This window comes from Shinella zoogloeoides (genome assembly GCF_033705735.1).
Classification (GTDB): Bacteria; Pseudomonadota; Alphaproteobacteria; order Rhizobiales; family Rhizobiaceae; genus Shinella; species Shinella zoogloeoides_A.
This window is the reverse complement of the sequence record NZ_CP131130.1, coordinates 842,536-867,143: the sequence shown is the minus strand read 5'-3', so window position 1 is coordinate 867,143 and position 24,608 is coordinate 842,536. Positions and strand designations below refer to the sequence as shown.

Genomic DNA, 24,608 nt, shown 5'->3' with positions numbered 1-24,608 from the left:
TTGTCTCAGTTAATCTGCCGGCGCCGCATTTCCGCCGTGTCGGCGAAAGCGCGGGCGTGGGCCGGCGTGTCGTTCTGAAGGAATACGAGTGCGCAGCCAGCGGACGCATGCGCCCGAACACCGGCCTTCGCGAAGGCGGCGGCGGTCGGGATCGCGGCGGTCACGGCAAGGGCTGCGTTCGGCATCAGCGGTCAACCTCGCCGAACACGATGTCGAGGGAGCCCAGGATCGCCGAGACGTCGGCGAGCTGGTGGCCGCGACAGATGAAGTCCATCGCCTGCAGGTGGGCATAGCCCGGGGCGCGGATCTTGCAGCGGTAGGGCTTGTTGGTGCCGTCGGCGACGACGTAGACGCCGAACTCGCCCTTCGGCGCTTCCACGGCCGCGTACACTTCACCGGCCGGCACATGGTAGCCTTCCGTGTAGAGCTTGAAGTGGTGGATCAGCGCTTCCATCGAACGCTTCATCTGGCCGCGCTTCGGCGGAACCATCTTGCCGTCGATGGAGGAGACCGGGCCGACCTTGGCATCGCCGAGCAGGCGGTCGACGCACTGGCGCATGATCTTCGCCGATTCACGCATTTCGATCATGCGGATGACGTAACGGTCGTAGCAGTCGCCGTTCTTGCCGATCGGAATGTCGAAATCGAGGTCGGAATAGCACTCGTAGGGCTGCGAGCGACGCAGGTCCCACGCCGCGCCCGAACCGCGCACCATCACGCCCGAGAAGCCCCAGGCCCAGCAATCTTCCAGCTTAACGACGCCGATATCGACGTTTCGCTGCTTGAAGATGCGGTTGCCGGTGAGCAGCTCGTCGATATCGTCGACGGTCTTCAGGAACGGATCGATCCACTTGCCGATGTCTTCGACCAGCTCGTGCGGCAGGTCCTGATGGACGCCGCCCGGACGGATATAGGCCGAGTGCATGCGCGCGCCGCAGGCACGCTCATAGAACACCATCAGCTTCTCGCGCTCCTCGAAGCCCCAGAGCGGCGGCGTCAGTGCACCGACGTCCATGGCCTGGGTCGTCACGTTGAGAAGGTGCGAGAGGATGCGGCCGATTTCGGAATAGAGCACACGGATGAGCTGGCCGCGGATCGGAACCTCGGTGCTGGTCAACTTCTCGACGGCAAGCGCGAAGGCATGCTCCTGGTTCATCGGCGCCACGTAGTCGAGGCGGTCGAAATAGGGCACGGCCTGAAGGTAGGTCTTCGTCTCGATCAGCTTCTCGGTGCCGCGATGCAGCAGGCCGATATGCGGGTCGACGCGCTCGACGATTTCGCCGTCGAGTTCGAGGACAAGACGCAGAACCCCGTGCGCCGCAGGGTGCTGCGGGCCGAAGTTGATGTTGAAGTTGCGAACGTTGTGCTCGTTCATGCCGCTTGCTCCAGAGGCCGGCGCCCTAGCGGGTCGCCCGACCCAAAATCAGTTCGTCTTTGCCTTCTCGTCACCCGGCAGCACGTAATCCGTGCCTTCCCAGGGAGAGAGGAAGTCGAAGTTGCGGAATTCCTGCTTCAGTTCGACAGGCTCGTACACGACGCGCTTGACCTCGTCGTCATAACGCACTTCCACGAAACCGGTCGTCGGGAAGTCCTTGCGTAGCGGGTGCCCCTCGAAACCATAGTCGGTGAGGATGCGGCGCAGGTCCGGATGGCCGGTGAAGAGGATGCCGTACATGTCGTAGGCTTCGCGCTCGAACCAGTCGGCGCCCGGATAGACCGAGCAGGCGGACGGAACGGGCTGGTCCTCGCCGGTCGCGACCTTGACGCGGATGCGCAGGTTCTGGCGCGGCGACAGGAGGTGGTAGACCACGTCGAAGCGCTCGGCGCGGGCCGGCCAGTCCACGCCGCAGATGTCGACGAGGTTGACGAAGCCGCACTGCACGTCATCGCGCAGGAAGGTCAGAAGCTCGACGACGCGGGCGCCGTCCGTCTTCAGGGTGAGTTCGCCAAAGGCGATATCGGCGGAGGCGACGAGACCGCCGGCCGCTTCGCCGATATGGGAGGAAAGCTCCTGGAGGGCTTCGCTCATCGTGTCAGTCCCCTGCCCTTAACGTTCGATCGTACCGGTCCGGCGGATCTTCTTCTGCAGCAGGAGCACGCCGTAGAGGAGCGCTTCCGCCGTGGGAGGACAGCCTGGTACATAGATGTCGACCGGCACCACGCGGTCACAGCCGCGCACCACCGAATAGGAATAGTGATAGTAGCCGCCGCCGTTGGCGCAGGAGCCCATCGAGATGACGTAGCGCGGCTCGGGCATCTGGTCGTAGACCTTGCGGAGCGCGGGGGCCATCTTGTTGGTCAGCGTGCCGGCGACGATCATGACGTCGGACTGGCGTGGGCTGGCGCGCGGCGCGAAACCGAAGCGCTCGACGTCGTAGCGCGGCATCGAGAGCTGCATCATCTCGACGGCACAGCACGCCAGACCAAAGGTCATCCACATCAGCGAGCCGGTACGGGCCCAGGTGATGAGCTCGTCCGTGGACGTGACCAGAAAGCCCTTGTCGGCGAGCTCGTTGTTGATCTCGCCGAAGAAGGCGTCGTTGCTGCCGACGGGCTTGCCCGTGCTGGGATCGATGATCCCCTTGGGCTGCGGCGCGACGAGCGTGTTGTTCGTATGAGCTACTCCCATTCGAGTGCTCCCTTCTTCCATTCATAGATGAAGCCGATGGTCAGGACACCGAGGAAGACCATCATGGACCAGAAGCCGAACCAGCCCATGTCGCCGAAGGAGACGGCCCAGGGGAAGAGGAAGGCGACTTCCAGGTCGAAGATGATGAAGAGGATCGATACCAGGTAGAAGCGGATATCGAATTTCATGCGCGCATCGTCGAACGCATTGAAGCCGCACTCGTAAGCGGAGAGCTTTTCCGAATCGGGGGCCTTGTATGCGACGGCGAACGGCGCGACCAGCAAGGCAATGCCGATCACGAGTGCGATACCGATGAAGATGGCGATCGGGATATAGGAACCGAGAAGTTCAGTCATTGGCGTCCATCCTGCCTGCTCGTGGCGCCGGAGAGACGCCTGATGGTCGAAGACCTGCAAGCCGATAAAGTATGTTGCAACGCCACGTCGTTAGCGCAGTGAGCGTCCCCGCGCAAGGCTTTGTCCGGCTTTCGCCGCAATCATTGTGTTCTTTTCCCTGTCGCTCCGAAGGCCGGGGACGGGCCTTTTTAAATCGTTACGATTCGATGAAAGGCGGAGCGCGGGACGTTTCGCCGCAGGCGCGGCGGAAAAGCCCGCCGCGGCCCCGCCCTTCCCTCAGTTCGCATTGAGATTGAGCATGGGGATCGAGCCGCCCGGCAGCATGGTGCGCGGCAGTTGTCCGTCCCATTTTTCCGCCTGCGTCAGCGAGACGAGGCCGGGATTGTCACGCAGCGCATCGCCGCGCAGCTTGATGGCGCCGGCTTCCGCCTCCCCGCGCAGCTTGATCGCTTCCGCCTCGGCTTGCGCGGCCAGCCGCACGGCGTCGGCCTGGGCCTGCGCTTCGGCGCGGCGGGCATCGGCCTGGGCGCGCGCCTGCGTCACGGTGATCTCCGCCTGCACCTTCTCGCGCTCGGCGTTCTGGCGCAGGCGCTGCACCTCGACCTCCGCCAGCATGCGCTGCTCGATGCTCGCCTCGTAGGCATCGGAGAAGTCGATGTTCTCGATCTGCACGCTATCTATGATGACGGGGCCGGAAACGCCTTCCTGGATCGCCGTCGCGACCTCCGCATTGAGCCGCCCGCGCTCCTGGATGGCCGTCACCGCATTGAAGCGGCCGAAGACCGTCTTCGTCTCCTCGAAGACCTTGCGCTCGATAAGGCGCGACATCAGCCCGTCCTCGCCGCCATAGGTCGCGTAGACGTCCTGCACGCGATCGGCCGGGATGCGGTAGTTCACCGAAAGCCGAATATCGGCCGGCTGCTGGTCGCGGCTATAGGCCTCCATCTTCTCGTAGACGACGGCCTTGGACTGCACCGAGATCCGCACGACCGAATCGATCAGCGGCAGCTTGAAGCCGAGGCCCGGCTCCGCGGTGCCCGCGACGGCACCGTAGCGCAGGATGACCCCGCGCTCGCCCTGGTCGATGGTGTACCACGAACCGAACAGGATGCTGAGCGCCACGAGCGCGGCAAGGCCCGTCAAGGCCATGGTGACATTACGCATGCAAATCCCCTCTCTTCGCTCGGCAAGCTATACGAAGACGGGAAGGCGGCCAGAAACATTCGGCGCGACGGGAAGAATTTCCACGAAAATGTGCCTCATGCGATGCATGAGGAAACGACGACAATGGCCTGAAAGGAAAGAAATGGCGCGAGTGACGGGGCTCGAACCCGCGACCTCCGGCGTGACAGGCCGGCACTCTAACCGACTGAGCTACACCCGCGCATCTTTGTGGCCTTGCGGCCCCGAACGATCGTCCGGCCCTTCGAGTGGCGCGAGTGACGGGGCTCGAACCCGCGACCTCCGGCGTGACAGGCCGGCACTCTAACCGACTGAGCTACACCCGCATTCCTCGAAAGCGACCGGATGACGAAGCATCCGTCCCGAGCGGCCTGAGCCGTTCGATGAGCGGCTAACTACGGGGTTCGGGTTTGGGTGTCAAGCAGGTTTCAAGACAAAAGAATGACGCGTCGCGAAATGTTTCCACACCCTTGCCCATCTTCATGGGGCCGTTCAAAAAAATGCAAAAAACTTTGCGATTGCCTCTTGCGGTTCGATCCGGTTCCGCATAGATCACAGCCACCAACGCGGCGGGCGATTAGCTCAGTTGGTAGAGCGCCTCGTTTACACCGAGGATGTCGGGAGTTCGAGTCTCTCATCGCCCACCATTCTTCCTCCGGAATTCGCACGCAGGCCCCGTAAAACGGGGCTTTTTTCGTTCTGGCGCTGCCCTTCCCTGCCGTAACCGGCCCGGCTGCGCGGGCCGGTCCGGGGCGCCGCGTCAATGCGTTGTCGGCGGCTCTTCTTCCTCGTCGTCCTCCAGGAACGAATGGATGCCATCCCTTGCGATCGTGGCCAGGAATTCGTCGAAGGCTTCGCGGTCGGTGGCGAAGGGTTCGTCCCATTCGAAGAGGTCTTCGTTCTGGGTGACGACCTCCAGCTTCCAGTCGTTTTGCGTGCCGGCGGGGCGAGAGATGTCGACGAGCACGGTGACGCCGTCTTCCGTGAATTCTCCCGAAAGCTCGGAATGCTCCAGTTTGGGCTTCTTGGTCATGGCGGGCGATCCTGCGGGCGTCTAGCCGGATTCGGGATCCGGCAGGGCCGAATTGGTGAAATCAGAACGGCCAGCGTGATCTCGCGGCAGCGACGTGACGTCAATCGGTCGCCCGACCCCGATCTAAAACTATCGGCAGTCGCGTTCTGGAATCCCTTGTGACAGAGCGGAGGGTATCCGTCCACCCTCGGAGTTCAGACGACCTGCTTGGGATGCGTCGGGGCGAATTCGGCGACGAGCTCGTGCTTTTCGCCGGGATAGGTCAGACGCACATGGGTAATGTAAAGGCCACCGCTCCAGGTGCGGCGTTCCACGACGAGGCAGGGCGTGCCGGACGCGATGGCCAGAAGTTCGGCAGCGCGGGCATCGGCGCCGACGGCGCGGATGCGGTGCTCGGCGGCGCTCCAGGGGACGCGGCTGATCAGCCAGGCGCCGGGGGCGACATCCTCGAACGTCTCTCCGGCGGCCTCGGGCACGGCTTCGAGGTTGATGAGGCGATCTTCCAGGCAGAAGGGCTGCGCGCCGGCAAAGTGAAGCGCCGAGATATCCGTCAGCCGGGCAGAATCGGAAAGCTCCATCAGCCGGCGGTCGACGGTCTTGGCCGCGCGGTCGAGGCGCGTGCGGCGCTCGTAGCGATAGGGAAGCCCGAGCGATTCGACTTCAAGCCGGATATCGTGGATTTCGAGAACCGCGGACTGGGCGTGCGGATGGGTGACGTAGCTGCCCGATTTGCGGCGGCGCTCGATGAGGCCGCGCTTGACCAGCTCGGTGATCGCCTTGTTCACCGTCATGCGCGAGCATTGATACTGCTCGGTCAGCTCGTGCTCGAAGGGGATTCGGTGGCCCGGCGGCCATTCGCCCGACAGGATCTTGCCCTCGACATCATCGAGGATGCGCCGGTGCAGCGAAGGCTCCCTGGCCTCGACCTCTGTTCTGTCCCCGTCGATGGAAATGGTCGCCTCCGCTCCGGGCGTGGATTCGCCCGGTCTCAGGAAAGTCATAGGAAAGGCCCGGTCGGCTTTCAATACGGCCTCAGGCCGTGGCGAGCGCCCGCATGGTCGCGGTGAAGCGCCGGCCGACCGCTTCGCGGGCGGCGTGCCGGCCATCCTCGACCTGCTTGCGGCCATTCACCCAGACGCAATCGACTTCGGCACCGTTTGCGAAGATCCAGCCGTCGAGCAGGCCGTCGCCGGCAAGTTCGAGGCCGTGGCGGGCCTTGAGGCTGACGAAATCGGCCGCCCTGCCCGCGGCAAGACCGGCTTCCACGCCGAGCGCCGCCGCGCCGCCGACAAGCGCGCCGTCGAACAGCGCACGACCCGTCGAGCCGCCGGGCTCCGCCAGGACGTTGCGGGCGCGATGATAGAGGCGCTGGGAATATTCGAGCTGGCGCAGTTCGTCCGGCAGGCCGATCAGCACGTTCGAATCGGAGCCGACGCCGTAGCGGCCGCCGGCGGCAAGGAAATCGGGCGCCGGGAAGGTGCCGTCGCCGAGATTGGCTTCCGTTACCGGGCAGAGGCCGGCGATGGCGCCGGCTTTCGCCATGCCCAGCGTTTCGGCATCCGTCATGTGGGTGGCGTGGATGAAGCACCAGCGGCCGTCGACCTTCTGGTTCTCGAGCAGCCATTCCACCGGGCGGCGGCCGGACCAGGCGATGCTGTCCTCCACTTCCTTCACCTGTTCGGCGATATGGATATGGATCGGCTTATCGCCGGCCATGGTGACGACGGCGCTCAGCTCGTCAGGCGTGACGGCGCGCAGACTGTGCGGGGCGACACCGGTGACGCCGTCCGGCAGCGAACCCGTCAGGGCGTGGCAGCGCTCCAGAAGGGCGGCATAGGAATCGCGGTCGTTGATGAAGCGGCGCTGCCCCTCGCCCGGCGCGGTGCCGCCGAAACCGGCATGGGCATAGAAGACGGGAAGCAGCGTGAGGGCGATGCCGGTCTCGGACGCGGCAGAGGCGATTCGCGCGGCCATTTCGGCGATGTCGCCATAATGCCCGCCGTCCTTGTCGTGGTGCAGATAATGGAACTCGCCGACGCGGGTGAAGCCGGCTTCCAGCATTTCCACATAGAGCTGCGCGGCAACCGCCTCGACATCGTCAGGCGTCATGGAGAGCGCGAAGCGGTACATGACATTGCGCCAGCTCCAGAAGCTGTCGCTGCCCGGGCCGCGCGTTTCGGCAAGGCCCGCCATGCCGCGCTGGAAGGCGTGGCTGTGCAGGTTCGGCATGCCGGCGACGAGGGTGTCGTGGCGCTCGTCGCCCGGCGCGGCCGCCCTGCTCTCGATTCCCGCGATCCGCCCGCCCTCGACGCTAATCCGGACATTGTTCGCCCAGCCGCTCGCCAGCAGCGCCTGCCTTGCATGAATGACGGCCATGGCCGGTCTCCTCTCCCGATGTGCACCCCCGACGCCGATCCGAAAAATGGCTCTTGCGTCCGATGTGATTATGTATATACATTATCTCCATCACAGGGAAGAGGCAATCACGATGACGGCAACGGAAAACGACATCGCCCGCGTCTGGCGCAATGCCCGGCTTGCGACGCTCAACGAAAGCCTGCCCGGCCTCGGCATCGTGGAAAACGGCGCGATCGCCGTCGTCGACGGGCGCATCGCCTTTGCGGGTCCGGAGGCGGAGCTTCCCGCCACGTTCGCCAAGGCCGAAAGCATCGATTGCGAAGGCCGCTGGATCACGCCCGGCCTCATCGACTGCCACACCCATCTCGTGCATGCCGGCGACCGCGCCCATGAATTCGAGCTTCGCCTTGCCGGCGCCTCCTATGAGGAGGTCGCGCGGGCCGGCGGCGGCATCGTCTCCTCGGTGAAGGCACTGCGCGCGGCAAGCGAGGACGATCTGGTGCGGGAAACCCTGCCCCGCCTCGATGCGCTGATCGCCGAAGGCGTGACGACGGTCGAGATGAAGTCCGGCTACGGCCTCGACACGGAAAACGAACTGAAGTCGCTGCGCGCGGCCCGCCGCATCGCCGACGAGCGCGACGTCACCGTGCGCACCACCTTCCTCGGCGCCCATGCGCTGCCGCAGGAAATGAACGGCGACAAGACGGCCTATATAAAGAAGGTCGTCACCGAGATGCTGCCGGCCGTCGCGGCCGAAGGGCTTGCCGATGCGGTGGACGGCTTCTGCGAGGGCATCGCCTTCTCGACCGCCGAGATGACCGAGGTCTTCGAGGCCGCGAAGGCGCATGGCCTGCCGGTCAAGCTCCATGCCGACCAGCTTTCCAATCTGCACGGCGCCGAACTTGCCGCCCACTACGGTGCGCTTTCGGCCGATCACCTCGAATATACCGACGATGCGGGCGCAGCCGCGATGGCGAAAGCCGGCACCGTCGCCGTCATTCTCCCCGGTGCCTTCTACTTCATTCGTGAAACCAAGAAGCCGCCGGTCGATCTCTTCCGCAAGCACGGCGTGAAAATGGCGGTCGCAACCGACGCCAATCCCGGCACGTCGCCGCTCACCTCCCTCCTCCTCACCATGAATATGGCCGCAACCCTCTTCGGCATGACCGTCGAGGAATGCATCGCCGGCACGACGCGCGAAGCCGCTCGCGCGCTTGGGCTGGTCGACGAGGTGGGGACGCTTGAGGCCGGAAAATGGGCCGATTTCGTTCTCTGGAATATCGGCCGGCCGGCGGAACTGGTCTACCGCATGGGCTTCAACCCCATGCATGCCCGTATCCGCAGCGGACACTGATCACATCATACGCAGCCTGTGCGCTGCATCGGGAAATGAAACATGACGATCACGCTTCATCCGGGCTCCGTGCCCCTGAAAACCCTCGAAACCATCTACTGGACCGGCGAAGCCGCCAAGCTTGACGCGTCCTTCGACGCCGGCATCCAGAAGGCCGCCGCGCGCATCGCGGAAATCGCCGCCGGCGACGAGCCGGTCTACGGCATCAATACCGGCTTCGGCAAACTCGCCTCCATCAAGATCGCACCGGCCGATGTCGCGACGCTCCAGCGCAACCTGATCCTGTCGCACTGCTGCGGCGTGGGCAAACCGCTTGCGGAAAACATCGTGCGCCTCATCATGGCGCTGAAGCTGATCTCGCTCGGCCGCGGCGCATCCGGCGTGCGTATCGAGATCGTCCGTCTGCTCGAAGCCATGCAGGCCAAGGGTGTCATCCCGGTCATTCCCGAACAGGGTTCCGTCGGCGCCTCGGGCGACCTCGCTCCCCTCGCCCACATGACGGCCGTCATGATCGGCGAAGGCGAAGCCATCTATGCCGGCGACCGTATGCCGGGTGGCAAGGCCCTCGAAAAGGCCGGCCTGAAGCCGGTCGTTCTGGCCGCCAAGGAAGGCCTCGCACTGATCAACGGCACGCAGGTCTCCACCGGCCTTGCGCTTGCCGGCCTCTTCCGCGCCCATCGCGCCGCGCAGGCCGCGCTCGTCACCGGCGCGCTTTCCACCGACGCCGCCATGGGGTCCTCCGCGCCATTCCATCCCGACATTCACACGCTGCGCGGCCATAAGGGCCAGATCGATGCGGCCGCCTCGCTTCGTGCACTGCTGGCCGGCTCCGTCATCCGCGACAGCCACATTACCGGCGACGAGCGTGTGCAGGATCCCTATTGCATCCGCTGCCAGCCGCAGGTCGATGGCGCCTGCCTCGACCTCCTGCGTTCGGCCGCCCATACGCTCGAAATCGAAGCCAATGCCGTGACCGACAACCCGCTCGTCCTGTCGGACAACAGCGTCGTTTCCGGCGGCAACTTCCATGCCGAGCCCGTGGCCTTCGCCGCCGACCAGATCGCGATTGCGACCTGCGAGATCGGCGCCATCGCCCAGCGCCGCATCGCGCTGCTGGTCGATCCGGCCCTCTCCTTCGGCCTGCCGGCCTTCCTCGCCAAGAAGCCGGGCCTCAATTCGGGCCTCATGATCGCGGAAGTCACTTCGGCCGCGCTGATGAGCGAGAACAAGCAGATGTCGCATCCGGCCTCGGTCGACTCCACCCCAACCTCCGCCAACCAGGAAGACCATGTCTCCATGGCCTGCCACGGCGCCCGCCGCCTGCTGCGCATGACGGAAAACCTCTCCGCCATCATCGGCATCGAGGCGCTGACGGCTGCCCAGGGCATCGAGTTCCGCGCACCGCTCACCACCAGCCCAGAGCTGCAGAAGGTCGTCGCCGCGCTGCGCACCGTCGTGCCGACGCTGGAGGAAGACCGCTACATGGCGCCGGACCTCGCCGCCGCCGGCACGTTCGTCTCCTCGGGCGCGCTCGCCGCTTCCGTCACCAAGGGTATCCTGCCGGTTCTGGAGGCCTGACATGGCACTCTTCGAAACCCACCAGGGCACCTCGCCCGTCATTCTCGCCTTCCCGCATACCGGCACGGATGTTCCTGCCGATATCCGGGAGCGCCTGAACGACAATGGCCGCATCCTCGCGGATACGGACTGGCACATCGAACGTCTCTATGACGGCCTGCTGCCCGACGTGACGACGGTGCGCGCCACGTTCCACCGCTATGTCATCGACGCCAACCGGGATCCGGCTGGCGTCAGCCTCTATCCCGGCCAGAACACGACGGGCCTCGTTCCGGAGACGGATTTCGACGGCAAGCCGATCTGGAAGGACGGCGAAACGCCGACCGAGGCCGACATCGCCTACCGGCTCGCCAATTTCCATGCGCCCTACCACGCGGCCCTCGCCGCCGAGATCGAGCGCGTGAAGGCGATCCACGGCGTGGCGATCCTCTACGACTGCCACTCGATCCGCTCGCTGATCCCCTTCCTGTTCGAAGGCCGGCTGCCGGATTTCAACGTCGGCACCGACATGGGGCGCACCTGCGCGAAGGAAATCGAAACGGCGACGTTCGACGTCTGCGCGAAGGCTGAAGGCTATACCAGCATCCTCAATGGCCGCTTCAAGGGCGGCTGGACGACACGCCATTACGGCAAGCCGGAAACCGGCGTGCACGCCATCCAGATGGAGCTCGCCCAGGTGAGCCATCTGTCCACGGAGGTTCCACCCTTCGATCTGGACGCGGACAAGGCCGCACGCCTGCGCATTCACCTGAAAGACATTCTGCAACGCATCGAGGCGCTCGCCTCCACCCTCACACGCTGACCCGGGAGAACCAGCCATGACCGACAATCCCCGCCACAATATCCGCGAAGTCCGCGCCGCCACCGGCACCGAACGCACCGCCAAGAGCTGGCTGACCGAAGCGCCGCTGCGCATGCTGATGAACAACCTCGACCCCGACGTCGCGGAAAACCCGCACGAGCTGGTCGTCTATGGCGGCATCGGCCGCGCCGCCCGCACCTGGGCCGATTTCGACAAGATCGTCGCCTCGCTGCGCGACCTTGAAGAAAACGAGACGCTGATCGTGCAGTCCGGCAAGCCGGTCGGCATCTTCCGCACGCACAAGGATGCGCCGCGCGTTCTCATCGCCAACTCCAACCTCGTGCCGCACTGGGCCACCTGGGATCACTTCAACGAGCTGGATAAGAAGGGCCTTGCCATGTACGGCCAGATGACGGCCGGCTCGTGGATCTATATCGGCTCGCAGGGCATCGTTCAGGGCACCTACGAGACCTTCGTGGAAGCCGGCCGCCAGCACTATAACGGCAACCTCAAGGGCAAGTGGGTCCTCACCGGCGGCCTCGGCGGCATGGGCGGCGCCCAGCCGCTCGCCGCGGTCATGGCCGGCGCCTCGTGCCTTGCCGTCGAGTGCAACCCGGACTCGATCGATTTCCGCCTGCGCACCCGCTACATCGACGAGAAGGCCGAAACGCTCGACGAAGCCATGGCGATGATCGACCGCTGGACGAAGGCTGGCGAAGCCAAGTCCGTGGGCCTGCTCGGCAACGCTGCCGAAATCCTCCCCGAGATGATCCGCCGCGGCATCCGCCCCGACATGGTCACCGACCAGACCTCCGCCCACGACCCGATCAACGGCTACCTGCCGAAGGGCTGGACGATGGCCGAGTGGAAGGCAAAGCGCGAAAGCGATCCGAAGGCCGTCGAAAAGGCCGCCCGCGCTTCCATGCGCGAGCATGTCGAAGCCATGATCGCCTTCCAGGACATGGGCATCCCGACCTTCGACTACGGCAACAACATCCGCCAGGTCGCCAAGGAAGAAGGTCTTGAAAACGCCTTCGCCTTCCCGGGCTTCGTGCCGGCCTATATCCGCCCGCTGTTCTGCAAGGGCATCGGTCCGTTCCGCTGGGCCGCTCTCTCGGGCGATCCGGAAGACATCTACAAGACCGACGCCAAGGTGAAGGAACTGCTGCCCGACAACAAGCACCTGCACAACTGGCTGGACATGGCGAAGGACCGCATCGCCTTCCAGGGCCTGCCGGCGCGCATTTGCTGGGTCGGCCTCGGCGACCGCCATCGCCTCGGCCTCGCCTTCAACGAGATGGTCAAGAACGGCGAGCTGAAGGCTCCGATCGTCATCGGCCGCGACCACCTCGATTCGGGTTCCGTCGCCTCGCCGAACCGCGAGACGGAATCGATGAAGGACGGCTCGGACGCCGTATCCGACTGGCCGCTGCTCAACGCCCTGCTCAACACCGCATCCGGCGCGACCTGGGTGTCGCTCCACCACGGCGGCGGCGTCGGCATGGGCTTCTCGCAGCATTCGGGCGTCGTCATCTGCTGCGACGGCACGGATGAAGCCGCCGAGCGCGTTGGCCGCGTCTTGTGGAACGACCCGGCGACCGGCGTCATGCGCCACGCCGATGCGGGCTACGACATCGCGCTCGACTGCGCCCGTGAAAAGGGCCTGCGCCTGCCGGGCATCCTGGGCAACTGATGAGCCGGTTGCTCCGCAACGCAGACCATCGCCGCATGCCGTGGAAGAACGGCGGCGGCGAGACGGTCGAGGTGATCGTGCATCCGGAAGGCGCGAGCCTTTCGGATTTCGGCTGGCGCGTCAGCATGGCGGGCGTGGCGAGCGACGGTCCCTTCTCCGTCTTCCCCGGCATCGACCGCACGCTGGCGGTGCTTACGGGCGACGGCATGGAACTGTCCATCGAAGGGCTTGGCGAGAGGCTGCTGACACCAAAGTCCGCGCCGCTCCCCTTCCCGGCCGATGCGCCGACCACAGCACGCCTGCCCGGCGGGCCGATCACCGACCTCAACGTGATGACGCGGCGCGGTGTTTTCCGGCACGGCCTCGCGCACCACGTCGCCGAGGGCGCGAAGGCGCTCCCGGCATCGTCGGGCCAGCGCCTGCTACTGGCGCTCGAACCGCTCGGTGTCTCCACGGCGGATGGCCTCGTCGGCCTCCAGCCGCTCGACGCCCTCGTGCTCGATAGCGCGGAAGAGGCGGAAGTGGTGCCGGCGGGTGCAAGTGCCGCGTTCTACCTCGTCGAAATCACGCCGGCCTGACCGGCGTTCCTTGTCCGTCCCTTCCCGGGATGTTACCTCCCGGCAAATTCATTTTTTGCCGGGAGATTTTCATGAGACATCGCACATTCGGCCGTACGGGCTTCACCACCACGGATATCGGCTTCGGCGCCTGGCAGATCGGCGGCGCCTGGGGTGACGTCAGCGAAGCGGATGGCCGCGCCGCCCTTCACGCCGCGCTCGATGCCGGCATGACCTTCATCGACACCGCCGACGTCTATGGCGACGGCCGTTCGGAAAAGATCATCGCCGACGTGCTGAAGGAACGTGGCGGCGAACGCCCGATGGTGGCGACCAAGGCCGGCCGTCGGCTCTCCCCGCATGTCGCTGACGGCTACAACAAGGCCAATCTCGAAGCTTTCATCGACCGCAGCCTGACGAATCTCGGCGTCGAATGCCTCGACCTCGTGCAGCTCCATTGCCCGCCGACCGAAGTCTATTACCGCCCCGAGGTCTTCCAGGCGCTGGAGGAGATCAAGGCCGCCGGCAAGATCGCCGATTACGGCGTCAGCGTCGAGAAGGTCGAGGAAGCGCTGAAGGCCATCGAATATCCGGGCGTCGTCAGCGTGCAGATCATCTACAACATCTTCCGCCAGCGCCCGGCGAGGCTCTTCTTCCAGGAGGCCGCCCGCCGCAAGGTCGCGATCATCGCCCGCGTGCCGCTGGCAAGCGGCCTGCTCTCCGGCAAGATCACGCGCGACACCGCCTTTGCCGCCGACGACCACCGCAACTTCAACCGCAACGGTGATGCGTTCGACGTCGGCGAGACCTTTGCCGGCGTGCCTTTCGAGACGGGCCTGCAAGCCGTCGAGGAAATCCGCGCGCTGGTGCCGGCAGGCGAGAGCATGGCCGCCTTCGCGCTGCGCTGGATCCTGATGGCGGATGCCGTCAGCGTCGTCATTCCGGGTGCGCGCAACGGCGAACAGGCGAAGGCCAACGCCGCGGCCGCGAACCTGCCGCCCATCCCGGAAAACGTGATGGAAGCGACGCGCGAGGTCTATGAGCGCCTCGTCGCACCGCATGTCCACCAGCGCTGGTAAAACAGGCAAAGCGCATAAACTGAAATGATAGCCAACATTATGGCTATCTATTTCGTTTATGCGCGGGCCCGCGCTACCGTTCCCCATTGCTCGCAATCACAACTGGGGAACAACCATGAAAAGAATGCTTCTTGCGCTGGCTCTCGCAAGCTCCACCCTGCTTTCGGCCGCTGCATCCGCCGAGACGCTGAAGATCGGCACGGAAGGCGCCTACCCGCCCTTCAACTTCCAGGATTCGGCCGGCAAGCTCGGCGGCTTCGACGTGGAGATCGGTCTTGCGCTCTGCGAGAAGATGAAGGTCGAATGCGAAGTCGTCGGCCAGGACTGGGACGGCATCATTCCGGGCCTCATCGCCAAGAAATACGACATGATCATCGCCTCGATGTTCATCACCGAGGAGCGCAAGAAGCAGGTCGCCTTCACCGACCCCTACTATCTTGCCGCCATGACCCATGCCGCGCCGAAGAATTCCGGCATCACCGACTTCACCAATGAAGGCATGAAGGGCAAGACCATCGGCGCCCAGTCCGGCACCACGCAGGCCGACTATGCCGCCGCCGTCTATCCGGACGCCGACATCAAGCTCTACCCGACGCAGGACGAAGTGAACCTCGACATGGCCAACGGCCGTCTCGACCTTCAGGTCGGCGACATGATCCCGCTGCTCGACTGGGTCACCAAGAACGACGACGGCAAGGCCTGCTGCGAATTGATCGGCAAGCCCATCACCGATCCGAAATTCGTCGGCGAAGGCGTCGGCATCGCCGTGCGTCAGGATGACAACGACCTGCGCGAGAAGCTGAACGCCGCGCTGAAGGCCATCCGCGAGGACGGGACATATCAGAAGATCAACGACAAGTACTTCTCGATCGATATCTATACGATGAAGTGAGCGTGGGAGCGTAGCGCGCCCTCATCCGGCCTGCCGGCCACTTTCTCTCCGCCAGAGTTGCTTGGGGAAATCAGTGCACCATTCCCCTTCTCCCCGTTTACGGGGAGAAGGTCGCGGCAGCGGGATGAGGGGCAGCCCGGCCGCGCATGGCAAGAGCCCTTGCCTTCCCCCGCCCCGCCGTCCTAGCTAGGCGCATGCCGATCAACCGCCTCGAACGCTTCGCCCACAATCTCGACTGGAACCTCCTGCGCACCTTCGTCGTCGTGGTGGAGGAAGGCTCGATCACGCGGGCGGCGAACCGGCTGCTGCTGCAACAGCCGGCCGTCAGCATGGCGCTGAAACGGCTGGAGCAATCGGTCGGCCACCGGCTGATCGACCGCAGCCCCGGCCGCTTCGAGCTGACGGAAGCCGGCGAGCGCCTCCATGCGCTCTGCCGCGACATCTTCACCGCCATCGTGCGCCTGCCGGAGGCGATGGAACCCTCCGGCGAGGACATTGCCGGGCATATCACCATCCACGCCGTCAGCCATGCCATGAACCCGGAATGGGACCGGGCGATCGCCGATTTCTTCCGGCTGCATCCGCGCGTCACCGTCGGCGTGACGGTAGAGACGACGACGGACGTGATCCGCTCGGTCGAGCGGGGCGTCGCGACGCTCGGCCTTTCGGACGGCATCATTCCCGAGGGGCTGGACAAGGTGCCCTTCTGCTTCGAGCGCTATGCGCTTTATTGCGGGCGCGGACACCGGCTGTTCGGCAGGCGCGACGCGCGGCTGGAGGATCTGCGCGGCGAGCCCTATGTCAGCTTCCTCGCCGACGTGCTCGGCGGGCCGCATATGGGGCCGGTGACGGCGGTGCGTGCCGTCGGCTCCTTCGGCCAGCAGGTGCGGGCGCTGGCCTTCAACGTCGAGGAGGTGCTGCGCCTCGTCGTCGCCAATGCCGGCATCGGCATGCTGCCGGCCCACCTCACCGACCCGGCGCTGGCCGCCGGCGAGCTCTGGCAATTGCCGCCCTATGACGACCTGCCGGTGACGGAGACCTTCCGCATCACCAATCCCGGGTCGGCGCTCAACCCGGCCGAGCGCGCCTTCCTCGCCCATATCGCCGACGTGCCCGTCTGGCGCTGGGGCGAGCCACATCAATCCTGATGATACCCGCCTTCAGCGCTATAAATTTGAAGAATATCGGCAGCTTTCGTAGGCCTTTCTCCACAAACAGACGGAGGCGGCCATGCAGACTTTCGACATCGCAATCATCGGCGGCGGCATTGCCGGCCTGTCGCTCGCCTATTTCCTGAGCCCGCACCGCTCCGTCGTGGTGCTGGAGCGGGAGGAAGCGCTCGGCTACCACAGCACCGGCCGCTCGGCCGCCGAATTCACCCTGCGCGACAACGCCCCCCTCGTGAACGCGCTGGCCCGCGCCAGCCATGCCTTCATGATAAGCCCGCCGGAGGGCTTTGCCGCCGTGCCGCTTCTCGTCGCACGCGGCAGCATCCTGTTCGGCGCCGAGGACAAGGCTGCGCTGGTGCGCGAACGCTTCGAGCAGACGAAGGCGCTCGGCGTCGCCGTCGAGTGGCTGGACGAGGCTGCGCTTCTTGCCCGCACGCCCATCATGAACCCGGCCTATGTCGCGGCCGCCTATTTCGACCCGGACTATTGGGACATCGAGGTGGACGCGCTCCTGCAGGCCTATGCCCGCCACGCCCGGCACAACGGCGCGCAGGTCCTCGAAAGGCGTCCCTTCACCGGCGCCCGACGGGACGGCGGCCGGTGGCTGATCGAGACCAATGGCGAAACCCTTTCCGCCGGCGTGCTCGTCAATGCGGCGGGCGGCTGGGCGGACACGGTCGCCAGCCTGTCCGGCGTCAAGCCCCTCGGCATCCTGCCGCACCGGCGCACCGCCGTCACGGTCGACCTGCCGGAGGGCGTGGATGCGGGCAGCCTGCCGGAAATGAACGAGATCGAGGACACGTTCTATTTCAAGCCGGAAGGCGGCCGCCTGCTTGCCTCGCCCGCCGACGCCACGCCCTGCGAGCCCGCCGACGTGCAGCCGGAGGAAATCGACATCGCCTATGCCGCCCATTATGTCGAGGAGGCGACGACGCTCAGTGTGCGCCGGGTCTTCCGCAGCTGGGCCGGCATGCGCAGCTTTTCCGCCGACCGCCTGCCCATCGTCGGGCCGGCTCAGGACGAGCCGTCCTTCTTCTGGCTCGCCGGCCAGGGCGGTTACGGCATCCTCACCTCGCCCGCCCTCGGCAGCCTTGCCGCCGCCCTCCTCACGGAAAGCCCGGTGCCGGAGCCGCTCGCCCGCGAGGGCATCGGGGCCGAGACCTTCAGTCCCGCACGCTTCCCCTGAAACGAAACGGGCGCCTCGAGGGCGCCCGTTCTGCTTTACGCTTCCGCAGCCGGCTTGCCGGCTGTGCCGGTGGCGCGGGCGGTGTCGCGATCCTTCCACCAGCGGCTGAGGAACAGCAGGATCGGGCCGCCGATATAGATCGACGAGGTCGTCGCGACGACGACGCCGAACAGCATCGGCCAGGCGAAGGGCTTGACCGTGTCGCCGCCCCAGATCGCCATGGGCAGCAGCGAGACCGCCACGGCGAGCGAGGTGAAGATGCATCGCATGACCACCTGGTTGATCGACAGGTCGATGAGGTCGGAGAACGGCATCGACTTGTACTTGCGCAAATTCTCGCGCATTCGGTCGTACACCACCACCTTGTCGTTGACCGAGTAACCGATCAGCGTCAGCACTGCGGCGATGGCCGTCAGGTTGAAATCGATCTGCATCAGCGAGAAGAAGCCGATCATCTTGGTGATGTCGAGGATCAGCGTCACGATGGCGCCCACCGCGAAGTGCCACTCGAAGCGCCACCAGATGTAGATCAGGATCGCCACCATGCCGAGGCCGACGGCGAGGAAGCCGGACCGCGCCAGCTCGGTGCTGACCGTCGGGCCGACCACTTCCGTGCGCTCGAAATTGGCGTCCGGGATCATCTCGGCAACGCCGTTGCGGATCTCCTGAAGCGCCGCGGTCTGCTCGGCCTCACCACCCGGCTGGCGCTGGACGCGCACGAGCACGGACGTGCCCTGGCCGAATTCCTGCAGCGCCACTTCGCCGAGGTTGAGGTCCTCCATCTTCTTGCGGAGCGTCGCGAGGTCGATGGGCGACTTGGAGGTCGCCTCGACCTGGATGCCGCCGACGAAGTCGATGCCGTAGTTGAGGCCCGGCGTGAAGAACAGGATGATCGAGCTCGTCGAGATGAAGGCCGACATGGCGATGGCGATGTAGCGGCCGCGCATGAAGGAGAAGGTCGGGATTTCCCAGACCTTGCCGAAGAGCGAATGGATATCGATCTTCTTCATCTTGCGCACGATGACCGCCTCGCGCATCAGGAAGCGCACGAAGGTGATCGAGGTGAACATCGAGATCGCAAGGCCGATGATCATGGTGATGGCGAAGCCGCGAACCGGGCCCGAGCCGAACATGAAGAGCAGGATCATGCCGACCATGGTCGTCATGTTGCCGTCGACGATGGTGGCGTAGGCCTTGTTGAAGCCGACGTCGAGCGCCTTCATGGCCCCTGCCCCACCCGCGGTCTCTTCACGGATACGGGCGTTGATCAGGATGTTGGCGTCCACCGCCATGCCGATGCCGAGGATGATGCCGGCGATGCCGGGCAAGGTCAGCGTCGAGCCGAGGAGGCCCAGCACGCCGATCGTCAGGATCGTGTGCAGCACGAGGCCGAGATTGGCGATGAGGCCCCATGCGCCGTAGAGCACCTGCATAAGGATGACGACGGCGAGAAGGCCGGCGAAGCCCGTATAAAGGCCCATGCGGATCGAGTCCGAACCGAGATTCGGGCCGACGGTGCGCTCCTCGATAATGGTGAGCGGTGCCGGCAGGGCGCCCGAGCGCAGCAGCGCCGAGAGGACGGTCGCTTCCTGCGGGTTGAAGTTGCCCGAGATCTGGCCCTGGCCGCCGATGATCGGCTCGCGGATGACCGGCGCCGTCAGCACCTTGCCGTCGAGGACGATGGCGAAGGGCTTGCCGACATTGGCCTGCGTGATTTCCGCGAACTGGCGCGCGCCGGTGGAATCGAAGCTGAACGAGACGATCGGCTCGTTCGAGCGCTGGTCGAAGCCGGCCTTGGCGTCGGCCAGCCGGTCGCCGGAGATCGCCACGCGCTCCTCGACCGCATATTTGCGGCCGTCGTTCGCGCCGGGCAGGATCAGCACGCCGCGCGGGGCGACGCCGTTCGGATCCACGGTCTGGTCGACCATGTGGAAGCTCATCTGTGCGGTCGAGCCGAGAAGCTGGCGCAGGCGCGTCGGGTCCTGCAGGCCCGGAAGCTGGACGAGGATGCGGTCACCGCCGACGCGCTGGATCAGCGGTTCGGCAACGCCCACCTGGTCGACGCGGCGGCGGATGATCTCGAGGCTCTGCTCGACGGCGGCCGACATGCGCTCGTTGATGCCGGCTTCGGTCAGCGTCACGTTGATCTGGAGGCCGCTGGTCGCGACATCGATATCCGACGAGCCGGCGCCGAAGCCGAGCGTCGAGGTGGGTGCGGCGAGCTTGCGCACTTCCGGCAGCACCTTGTCGAGCGCCGCCTGGTCGGGCAGCGTAACGGTCAGCGTCGTGCCGTTGAGGCGGGCGGCCGAGGCACGCTCGCCGGCGGTGCGCAGGATCGCGCGGGTATCGTTGAGCAGCACGTCCATGCGCGCCTTGCGCAGTGCGGCGGAATCCACCTCCAGGACGAGGTGCGAACCGCCCTTCAGGTCGAGGCCGAGGGTGACGGGATTGGAGGGCAGGAAGTGCCCGTATTTCGCCTGCTGCTCAGGCGTCAGCACGTTCGGCACGGCCGCGAGCATCCCGAAGAGGATGATGGCGGCGGAGACAAACAATGCCCATTTGGAGGTTTTCATGGGGTTGTTCCACTTCAACTGCCGGAACGGCGCGACCGAAAAGGCCGGCGCCGACCGTGGGATCGGAATTCAATCGAATGGCGCGGCGTGTTAACGCCGGGGGGCCTCAGGCGGCAAAAGCCGGAGGCGCGCGGCTGCGGAAGGCAGCACTGCCGGCCGATGCCGGCGCCGCATCTTCCGCCGCCGGGAAGACGACGACGGACGCGGTTTCAAAGGGATAGAGCAGCGCCCCCGCGGTCGGCAGGAGCGCCTTGCCGGCGGAATCGCCGTCCGCAAGGCCCGTCTTGGCCTTGGCGACGCGCCGTTCCGCATGGCTGCCGGCCGGGAACCAGAGGTCCTCGCCGGCAGGCGAGAGCGGCGACGGCGCGAGCCCGCCCTCAGCGGCCGCGCGCTGCGGATGGCCCGGCGTTCCCGCATCGCCCGAAAGGGGAAATTGCGAGAAGAACAGCGTGAAAAGCAGCACGAGGAAGCCGACGGGTGCAAAACCCCGCTCCCAGATCGTCGCCTCTTTGCCTGTTCCGGTCGTCATGCCTGTCCTTAGCCTTCCCGCAATTCCCGATGGAGGAATTGCCGGGCGGAACGCCGCGCGAAGCAGTCCGCGCGGGCATTGCCGATGGTGCGCCAAGAAACATTTAACCCCCGGCAAGTCAAGTTCACGGCGCCGCTTCCGGCCGTTTCAGCCGTCACAGTTCGTGGATCGTGACGTCCGGGCAGGCTTCCCGCGCAAGCTCCTTCAGGTGCTGGTGGTGGGTCAGGTAGATCACCTGCCCACTCCTCGCCATCCTGCCCATGACACGCAACGCGTTCAGCGCCCGCCGGTCGTCGAAGGTCTCCATGATGTCGTCGGCGATGAAGGGCACGATCTCGCGGCTTGCGGCGACCTCGTGATAGCCGGCGACGCGCAGGGCGAGATAGAGCTGGAAGCGCGTTCCCTTGGAAAGGTCCCGCGCAAGCTTCGAGCCGCCCGCGGCGGCATTGACGACGAGGAATTCGCTGTCCTTCTCCAGCACCGTGGAAAGGCCGGCATATTCGCCGCCGGTAATGTCGCGGAAGGTGTGCGAGGCTCGCTCCATCATCGCGCTGCGATGGCGCTCGCGGTAAAGGCGAAGAGCCTGTTCGGCGGCCATGATGCCGGCGCGCGTCGAAAGATAACGCCGCGACCTTTCCGCAAGGTCGACCAGCGCGGTGCGCCGCCGCTCCTCCAGCGCCGCCGCCGCGTCGCTGCCGGCGATGGCGGCGAGCGCCTCCTCGGCCTTCGCCCGTGCGAGGTGCTGTTCCTGCACCGCCCGGTCCAGTTCGTCCAGCCGGACCGAAAGGTCGCCGCGCTCGGCGGCAAGCTGGTCCTCGTCGACGGCGGCGAGAAGCGCCTCGGCCTCTTCGACCGTTTCCGCGCGCATCTGCTGCACGAGATCGCGCGCGGCATCCTCCGCGCGGCTGCGCACCTCGTCGCGCTTGCGGTAGGCTTCGAGCAGGATCTCCGCCTCGGCGAGGCTTTCGCAGCCGAGGAAGGCAAAGATATCCGACTGGCGCGAGGCAAGCACCGCGCGGCGCTCGTCCAGCGCCCTCTCCTCCTCGCCAAGCCTCGCGAGCGCCTTGTCGATGGCCTCGCGGCGGTCGCGGACCATCTTCGCCACGGCAAGGCGGCTTGCGAGCCCAGCGACGGTCGCCAGCGGATCGGCGGGATCGAAGGGTTCCGTCAGGCGATCGGCCAGGCGATCGGCAAGACGGCCCGCATGGCCGGCATAATCCTCCTGGTCGCGGCGCATGGCCGCGATGCGATGCTCCAGCTCGCGCTGCCGCTCGACATTCTGGGCAAGCGCCTGCAACGCCGGCAGCAGGGTCGAGAGGCGATCCGGATCGGCCGGAGCGCCGCCGCTCGCAAGCCACGTGCCGGCAATCGCCGTGTTCCAGACCTCCTGCCATGACGCCAGCGCGCTTGCGGCCTCGTCCATGGCCTTCCCGCGCGCCTCGGCATCCGCCTTTGCGCGCGCGAGGCGCTCGGCGGCGGCAAGACGCTCGGCGCGGGCGGTCTTCAGCGCCTCCAGCCTGTCCTCTGCCAGGAAAAGGGTCTCGTCGAAGCCTGCATCCTTCGCCAGCCCCTCGGGAAGGTGGGCGGAGAGACGGGAAGAGACATCGTCCGCTTCCCGCGCGACAAGCCCCGCCTCCATCTCCTGCCGCGCAAGGGCGGCAAGTTTCTCCAGCGCCACGGCGCGGCGCTCCAGCCAGGAAACCACATCGGCAAGGGAGGCCTGCGGCGCGAGCCCGAGGCCGACAGCAAGGGCGGAGGATTCCGCCTCGATATCCGCCTTCTGTCCTTCCAGCCGCAGCGCCTCGGCGCGGAGGGTTTCGAGCCTTGCCGCCCCTTCGGCGACGGTGCGTTCGAGGACGCGGATTTCCGACAGGCGGTCTGCATTGCGCAACCGCACTTCCGTCGCGCGGTCGTCCTCGCGCATCGCCGCCTCGAAGGTCCCGGCGGACGGTGCGTCCAGTTTCGCCAGATGCGCCTGCCATGCCGCTTCGCGCGCGGTGCGCAGGTGAGCCGCCTCTTCCTCCCCCGCCGCACCCGTTGTCTTGCGAAGCGCATCGAGCGTTGCCCTTGCGGCGGCGACATCGCGCTCCAGCGTAGCAACCTGTTCCCGCTGCCGGTTCGAAGCATCGGCAGCCGCGTCGGATTGCCGGCGCAGGCGTTCCAGTTCGTCCGTTGTGGGGGCGGCTATAGCTTCCAGCGTCGCCGCTGAGCCCGTCCACGGCGCGAGGCGGGACAGGGAGCCATCCGCCTCCTGCCGTGCCAGTGCGGCAAGGCGCCGGGCCTCGCGCAGGCGGGCGGGCAGATCGCCGGCGCGGGCGGCGCGAACGATGGCGCCGAGGGCCGACTGGGCCTCCTCGTCGCGCTGTCTTTCCGTGGCGGAGGCGCTGCCGGCCCCGGCGTCAATGGCGGCAAGGGTCTTTTCCGCCTCCGCGCGCTCCCGCCCGGCGGCTTCGAACCGCTCGGCAAGCGCCACGCGCCGCGACAGGAGGGAGCCGAGCCGTTCGGCAAGGCCGGCGGGCAGCAGGATTTCGAGCGGATCGGCCTCGGCGGGCAGGCCCAGCGTGGCAATGCCGGCGGCGATGGTCGCGGCAGCGCGGTCACGGTCCGCCTCGCGGGCGGTAAGGTCCATGGCGGCGGTGCGGAAGCGGGCCTCCAGCGCCGAGCCGGAAAGCGCGGCGATATCGGCCTCGGCGGCGAATATGGCAAGGTCTTCGGCAAGCGCGGCGCGCTCCGCCACATGGCGCTCGCGCTCGTCGACGACGCGCGTGGCCCGCGCGGCGATCTCCGCCTCTTCGCGCGCAAGCTCGCCGAGCAGCATGCGCCAGGCGGGCGGCGGCGAGTCGCCGAGATCGAAGCCGCCGAGTTCCGTGCGCAACGCGCGAAGACGGTGAAGGTAAGGCAGCGCGGAGAGGCTGCGCTCCGCCTGCGCAAGCGCGGCCCGCGCTTCTCCGCGCGCGGCCGTCGCCTCTTCGTGGCGCTGGGCCGCGGCATCGCGGTCGCGGACGAGCTGGCCGTAATCACGCGCGGCGACGTCGAGCACCTTGCGCTCGGCGGCCAGCGCCTCGATTTCCGTCTTCAGGATCGACAGGCCGTGCTTGCGGCCGGAGGGGCGGTAGAAGTCGTCGGCTTCCGCCTTCAGCGCGGCGAGGCCGGAGGCCATGTCGGAAAGGCCGGAACTGGCGGAAAACAGCATGGAGCCGAGCTCGCCCTCGCTCTTCAGGATATCCTCGCCGCCCTTCTCGATGCTCTCGTCGTCCAGCGAGAACATGGTGCGATAGGCGTTGCGGTCCATCCCGCCGAGCACGGAGGCGAAGAGCCCGTCCGGCAACGCCCGGTCGTCGGCCGTGACGAGCGAGCCCTGGTTCTTCTTGAGGCGATAGGCCTCGTGCCGTTGCGCGCCGATGGAGAGCGCGCCGCCGACGCGCATCAGCGCATAGGGGTGGAGGAAGCCGTAGGCGCTCGATTTCTCGATGCCGAAGAGGAGATCGAGATAGGCGGAGAACAGCGTCGACTTGCCCGCCTCGTTGGGGCCGTGGACGAGGTGGAAATCGGCCCTGCCCGGCTGTGCGCTGCCGAAATCCAGGCTGCGGTCGGTGAACTTGCCGTAGCGGACGAGGTCCAGTCTGTCGAGGCGCATG

General features: G+C 66.3%; 21 protein-coding genes and 3 tRNA genes. 10 read left to right on the top strand and 14 right to left on the bottom strand.

Annotation, left to right across the window (positions count from 1 at the left end):
* Positions 1-5 precede the first annotated feature (5 nt).
* The 8 genes from ShzoTeo12_RS04235 to ShzoTeo12_RS04200 form a co-directional block, all read right to left on the bottom strand.
* Positions 6-185: a hypothetical protein gene (locus ShzoTeo12_RS04235; protein ID WP_318911377.1), complete on the bottom strand. Its 180-nt coding sequence runs from the start codon at positions 183-185 to the stop codon at positions 6-8.
* Positions 185-1,375 (bottom strand): NADH-quinone oxidoreductase subunit D, encoded by a 1,191-nt coding sequence (locus tag ShzoTeo12_RS04230; RefSeq protein WP_318911376.1) that lies wholly within the window; start codon positions 1,373-1,375, stop codon positions 185-187. The genes ShzoTeo12_RS04235 and ShzoTeo12_RS04230 overlap by 1 nt, the downstream gene beginning before the upstream one ends.
* Positions 1,376-1,423: 48 nt before the next feature.
* Positions 1,424-2,029, bottom strand: coding sequence for an NADH-quinone oxidoreductase subunit C (locus tag ShzoTeo12_RS04225; RefSeq protein ID WP_318911375.1), 606 nt, complete (start codon positions 2,027-2,029; stop codon positions 1,424-1,426).
* 18 nt (positions 2,030-2,047) lie between these two features.
* Positions 2,048-2,629: a NuoB/complex I 20 kDa subunit family protein gene (locus ShzoTeo12_RS04220; protein ID WP_234189364.1), complete on the bottom strand. Its 582-nt coding sequence runs from the start codon at positions 2,627-2,629 to the stop codon at positions 2,048-2,050.
* Complete coding sequence (locus ShzoTeo12_RS04215; RefSeq protein ID WP_119258712.1) at positions 2,620-2,985, bottom strand: NADH-quinone oxidoreductase subunit A; 366 nt, start codon at positions 2,983-2,985, stop codon at positions 2,620-2,622. The genes ShzoTeo12_RS04220 and ShzoTeo12_RS04215 overlap by 10 nt, the downstream gene beginning before the upstream one ends.
* Positions 2,986-3,261: 276 nt before the next feature.
* On the bottom strand, positions 3,262-4,149 hold the full coding sequence (locus tag ShzoTeo12_RS04210; RefSeq protein WP_119258713.1) for a prohibitin family protein: 888 nt from the start codon (positions 4,147-4,149) through the stop codon (positions 3,262-3,264).
* Positions 4,150-4,292: 143 nt separating this feature from the next.
* A tRNA-Asp gene (locus tag ShzoTeo12_RS04205) sits at positions 4,293-4,369 on the bottom strand.
* Positions 4,370-4,416: 47 nt separating this feature from the next.
* Positions 4,417-4,493, bottom strand: a tRNA-Asp gene (locus ShzoTeo12_RS04200).
* A 245-nt stretch (positions 4,494-4,738) separates the two neighbouring features.
* Between ShzoTeo12_RS04200 and ShzoTeo12_RS04195 the strand changes: the two genes are divergently transcribed.
* Positions 4,739-4,814, top strand: a tRNA-Val gene (locus tag ShzoTeo12_RS04195).
* A gap of 113 nt (positions 4,815-4,927) precedes the next feature.
* On the opposite strand, the gene ShzoTeo12_RS04190 is transcribed toward ShzoTeo12_RS04195, so the two are convergent.
* From ShzoTeo12_RS04190 to ShzoTeo12_RS04180, 3 genes are all read right to left on the bottom strand, one after another.
* Entirely contained in the window at positions 4,928-5,200 is a 273-nt protein-coding gene (locus ShzoTeo12_RS04190; RefSeq protein ID WP_119258714.1) for a hypothetical protein, read from the bottom strand.
* A gap of 194 nt (positions 5,201-5,394) precedes the next feature.
* Positions 5,395-6,201, bottom strand: a complete 807-nt coding sequence (gene hutC, locus ShzoTeo12_RS04185; RefSeq protein WP_318911374.1) for a histidine utilization repressor — start codon at positions 6,199-6,201, stop codon at positions 5,395-5,397.
* Positions 6,202-6,232: 31 nt separating this feature from the next.
* Positions 6,233-7,576 carry a formimidoylglutamate deiminase gene (locus tag ShzoTeo12_RS04180; RefSeq protein WP_318911373.1) on the bottom strand — a complete coding sequence of 448 codons (1,344 nt, stop codon included), beginning with the start codon at positions 7,574-7,576 and terminating at the stop codon, positions 6,233-6,235.
* 112 nt (positions 7,577-7,688) lie between these two features.
* Here ShzoTeo12_RS04180 and hutI point away from each other — a divergent pair, with 112 nt between their 5' ends.
* The 9 genes from hutI to ShzoTeo12_RS04135 all read left to right on the top strand — a co-directional run bounded on the left by hutI (position 7,689) and on the right by ShzoTeo12_RS04135 (position 17,868).
* Entirely contained in the window at positions 7,689-8,912 is a 1,224-nt protein-coding gene (hutI, locus tag ShzoTeo12_RS04175; RefSeq protein ID WP_318911372.1) for an imidazolonepropionase, read from the top strand.
* Between the two features lie 42 nt (positions 8,913-8,954).
* The gene (gene hutH, locus ShzoTeo12_RS04170) at positions 8,955-10,490 is read left to right on the top strand and encodes a histidine ammonia-lyase (protein ID WP_119258718.1); all 1,536 of its coding nucleotides are present in this window, start codon (positions 8,955-8,957) and stop codon (positions 10,488-10,490) included.
* A gap of 1 nt (position 10,491) precedes the next feature.
* Complete coding sequence (hutG, locus tag ShzoTeo12_RS04165) at positions 10,492-11,292, top strand: N-formylglutamate deformylase (protein ID WP_318911371.1); 801 nt, start codon at positions 10,492-10,494, stop codon at positions 11,290-11,292.
* A gap of 16 nt (positions 11,293-11,308) precedes the next feature.
* Positions 11,309-12,985 carry a urocanate hydratase gene (gene hutU / locus ShzoTeo12_RS04160; RefSeq protein ID WP_318911370.1) on the top strand — a complete coding sequence of 559 codons (1,677 nt, stop codon included), beginning with the start codon at positions 11,309-11,311 and terminating at the stop codon, positions 12,983-12,985.
* Positions 12,985-13,563 (top strand): HutD family protein, encoded by a 579-nt coding sequence (locus tag ShzoTeo12_RS04155; protein ID WP_318911369.1) that lies wholly within the window; start codon positions 12,985-12,987, stop codon positions 13,561-13,563. The genes hutU and ShzoTeo12_RS04155 overlap by 1 nt, the downstream gene beginning before the upstream one ends.
* A 71-nt stretch (positions 13,564-13,634) precedes the next feature.
* Complete coding sequence (locus tag ShzoTeo12_RS04150; protein WP_318911368.1) at positions 13,635-14,621, top strand: aldo/keto reductase; 987 nt, start codon at positions 13,635-13,637, stop codon at positions 14,619-14,621.
* 115 nt (positions 14,622-14,736) lie between these two features.
* Positions 14,737-15,513, top strand: coding sequence for an ABC transporter substrate-binding protein (locus ShzoTeo12_RS04145; RefSeq protein ID WP_318911367.1), 777 nt, complete (start codon positions 14,737-14,739; stop codon positions 15,511-15,513).
* Positions 15,514-15,707: 194 nt separating this feature from the next.
* Positions 15,708-16,661 carry a LysR family transcriptional regulator gene (locus ShzoTeo12_RS04140; RefSeq protein ID WP_318911366.1) on the top strand — a complete coding sequence of 318 codons (954 nt, stop codon included), beginning with the start codon at positions 15,708-15,710 and terminating at the stop codon, positions 16,659-16,661.
* A gap of 82 nt (positions 16,662-16,743) precedes the next feature.
* Positions 16,744-17,868 carry an NAD(P)/FAD-dependent oxidoreductase gene (locus ShzoTeo12_RS04135; RefSeq protein WP_119258725.1) on the top strand — a complete coding sequence of 375 codons (1,125 nt, stop codon included), beginning with the start codon at positions 16,744-16,746 and terminating at the stop codon, positions 17,866-17,868.
* A 35-nt stretch (positions 17,869-17,903) separates the two neighbouring features.
* Here the strand turns inward: ShzoTeo12_RS04135 and secD are convergent, their stop codons facing one another.
* From secD to ShzoTeo12_RS04120, 3 genes are all read right to left on the bottom strand, one after another.
* A complete protein-coding gene (gene secD, locus ShzoTeo12_RS04130; protein WP_119258726.1) occupies positions 17,904-20,441 on the bottom strand; it encodes a protein translocase subunit SecD in 2,538 nt (845 codons plus the stop codon).
* A gap of 106 nt (positions 20,442-20,547) precedes the next feature.
* Entirely contained in the window at positions 20,548-20,970 is a 423-nt protein-coding gene (locus ShzoTeo12_RS04125; protein WP_318911365.1) for a hypothetical protein, read from the bottom strand.
* Positions 20,971-21,124: 154 nt separating this feature from the next.
* A complete protein-coding gene (locus ShzoTeo12_RS04120) occupies positions 21,125-24,607 on the bottom strand; it encodes an ATP-binding protein (RefSeq protein ID WP_318911364.1) in 3,483 nt (1,160 codons plus the stop codon).
* Position 24,608 lies beyond the last annotated feature (1 nt).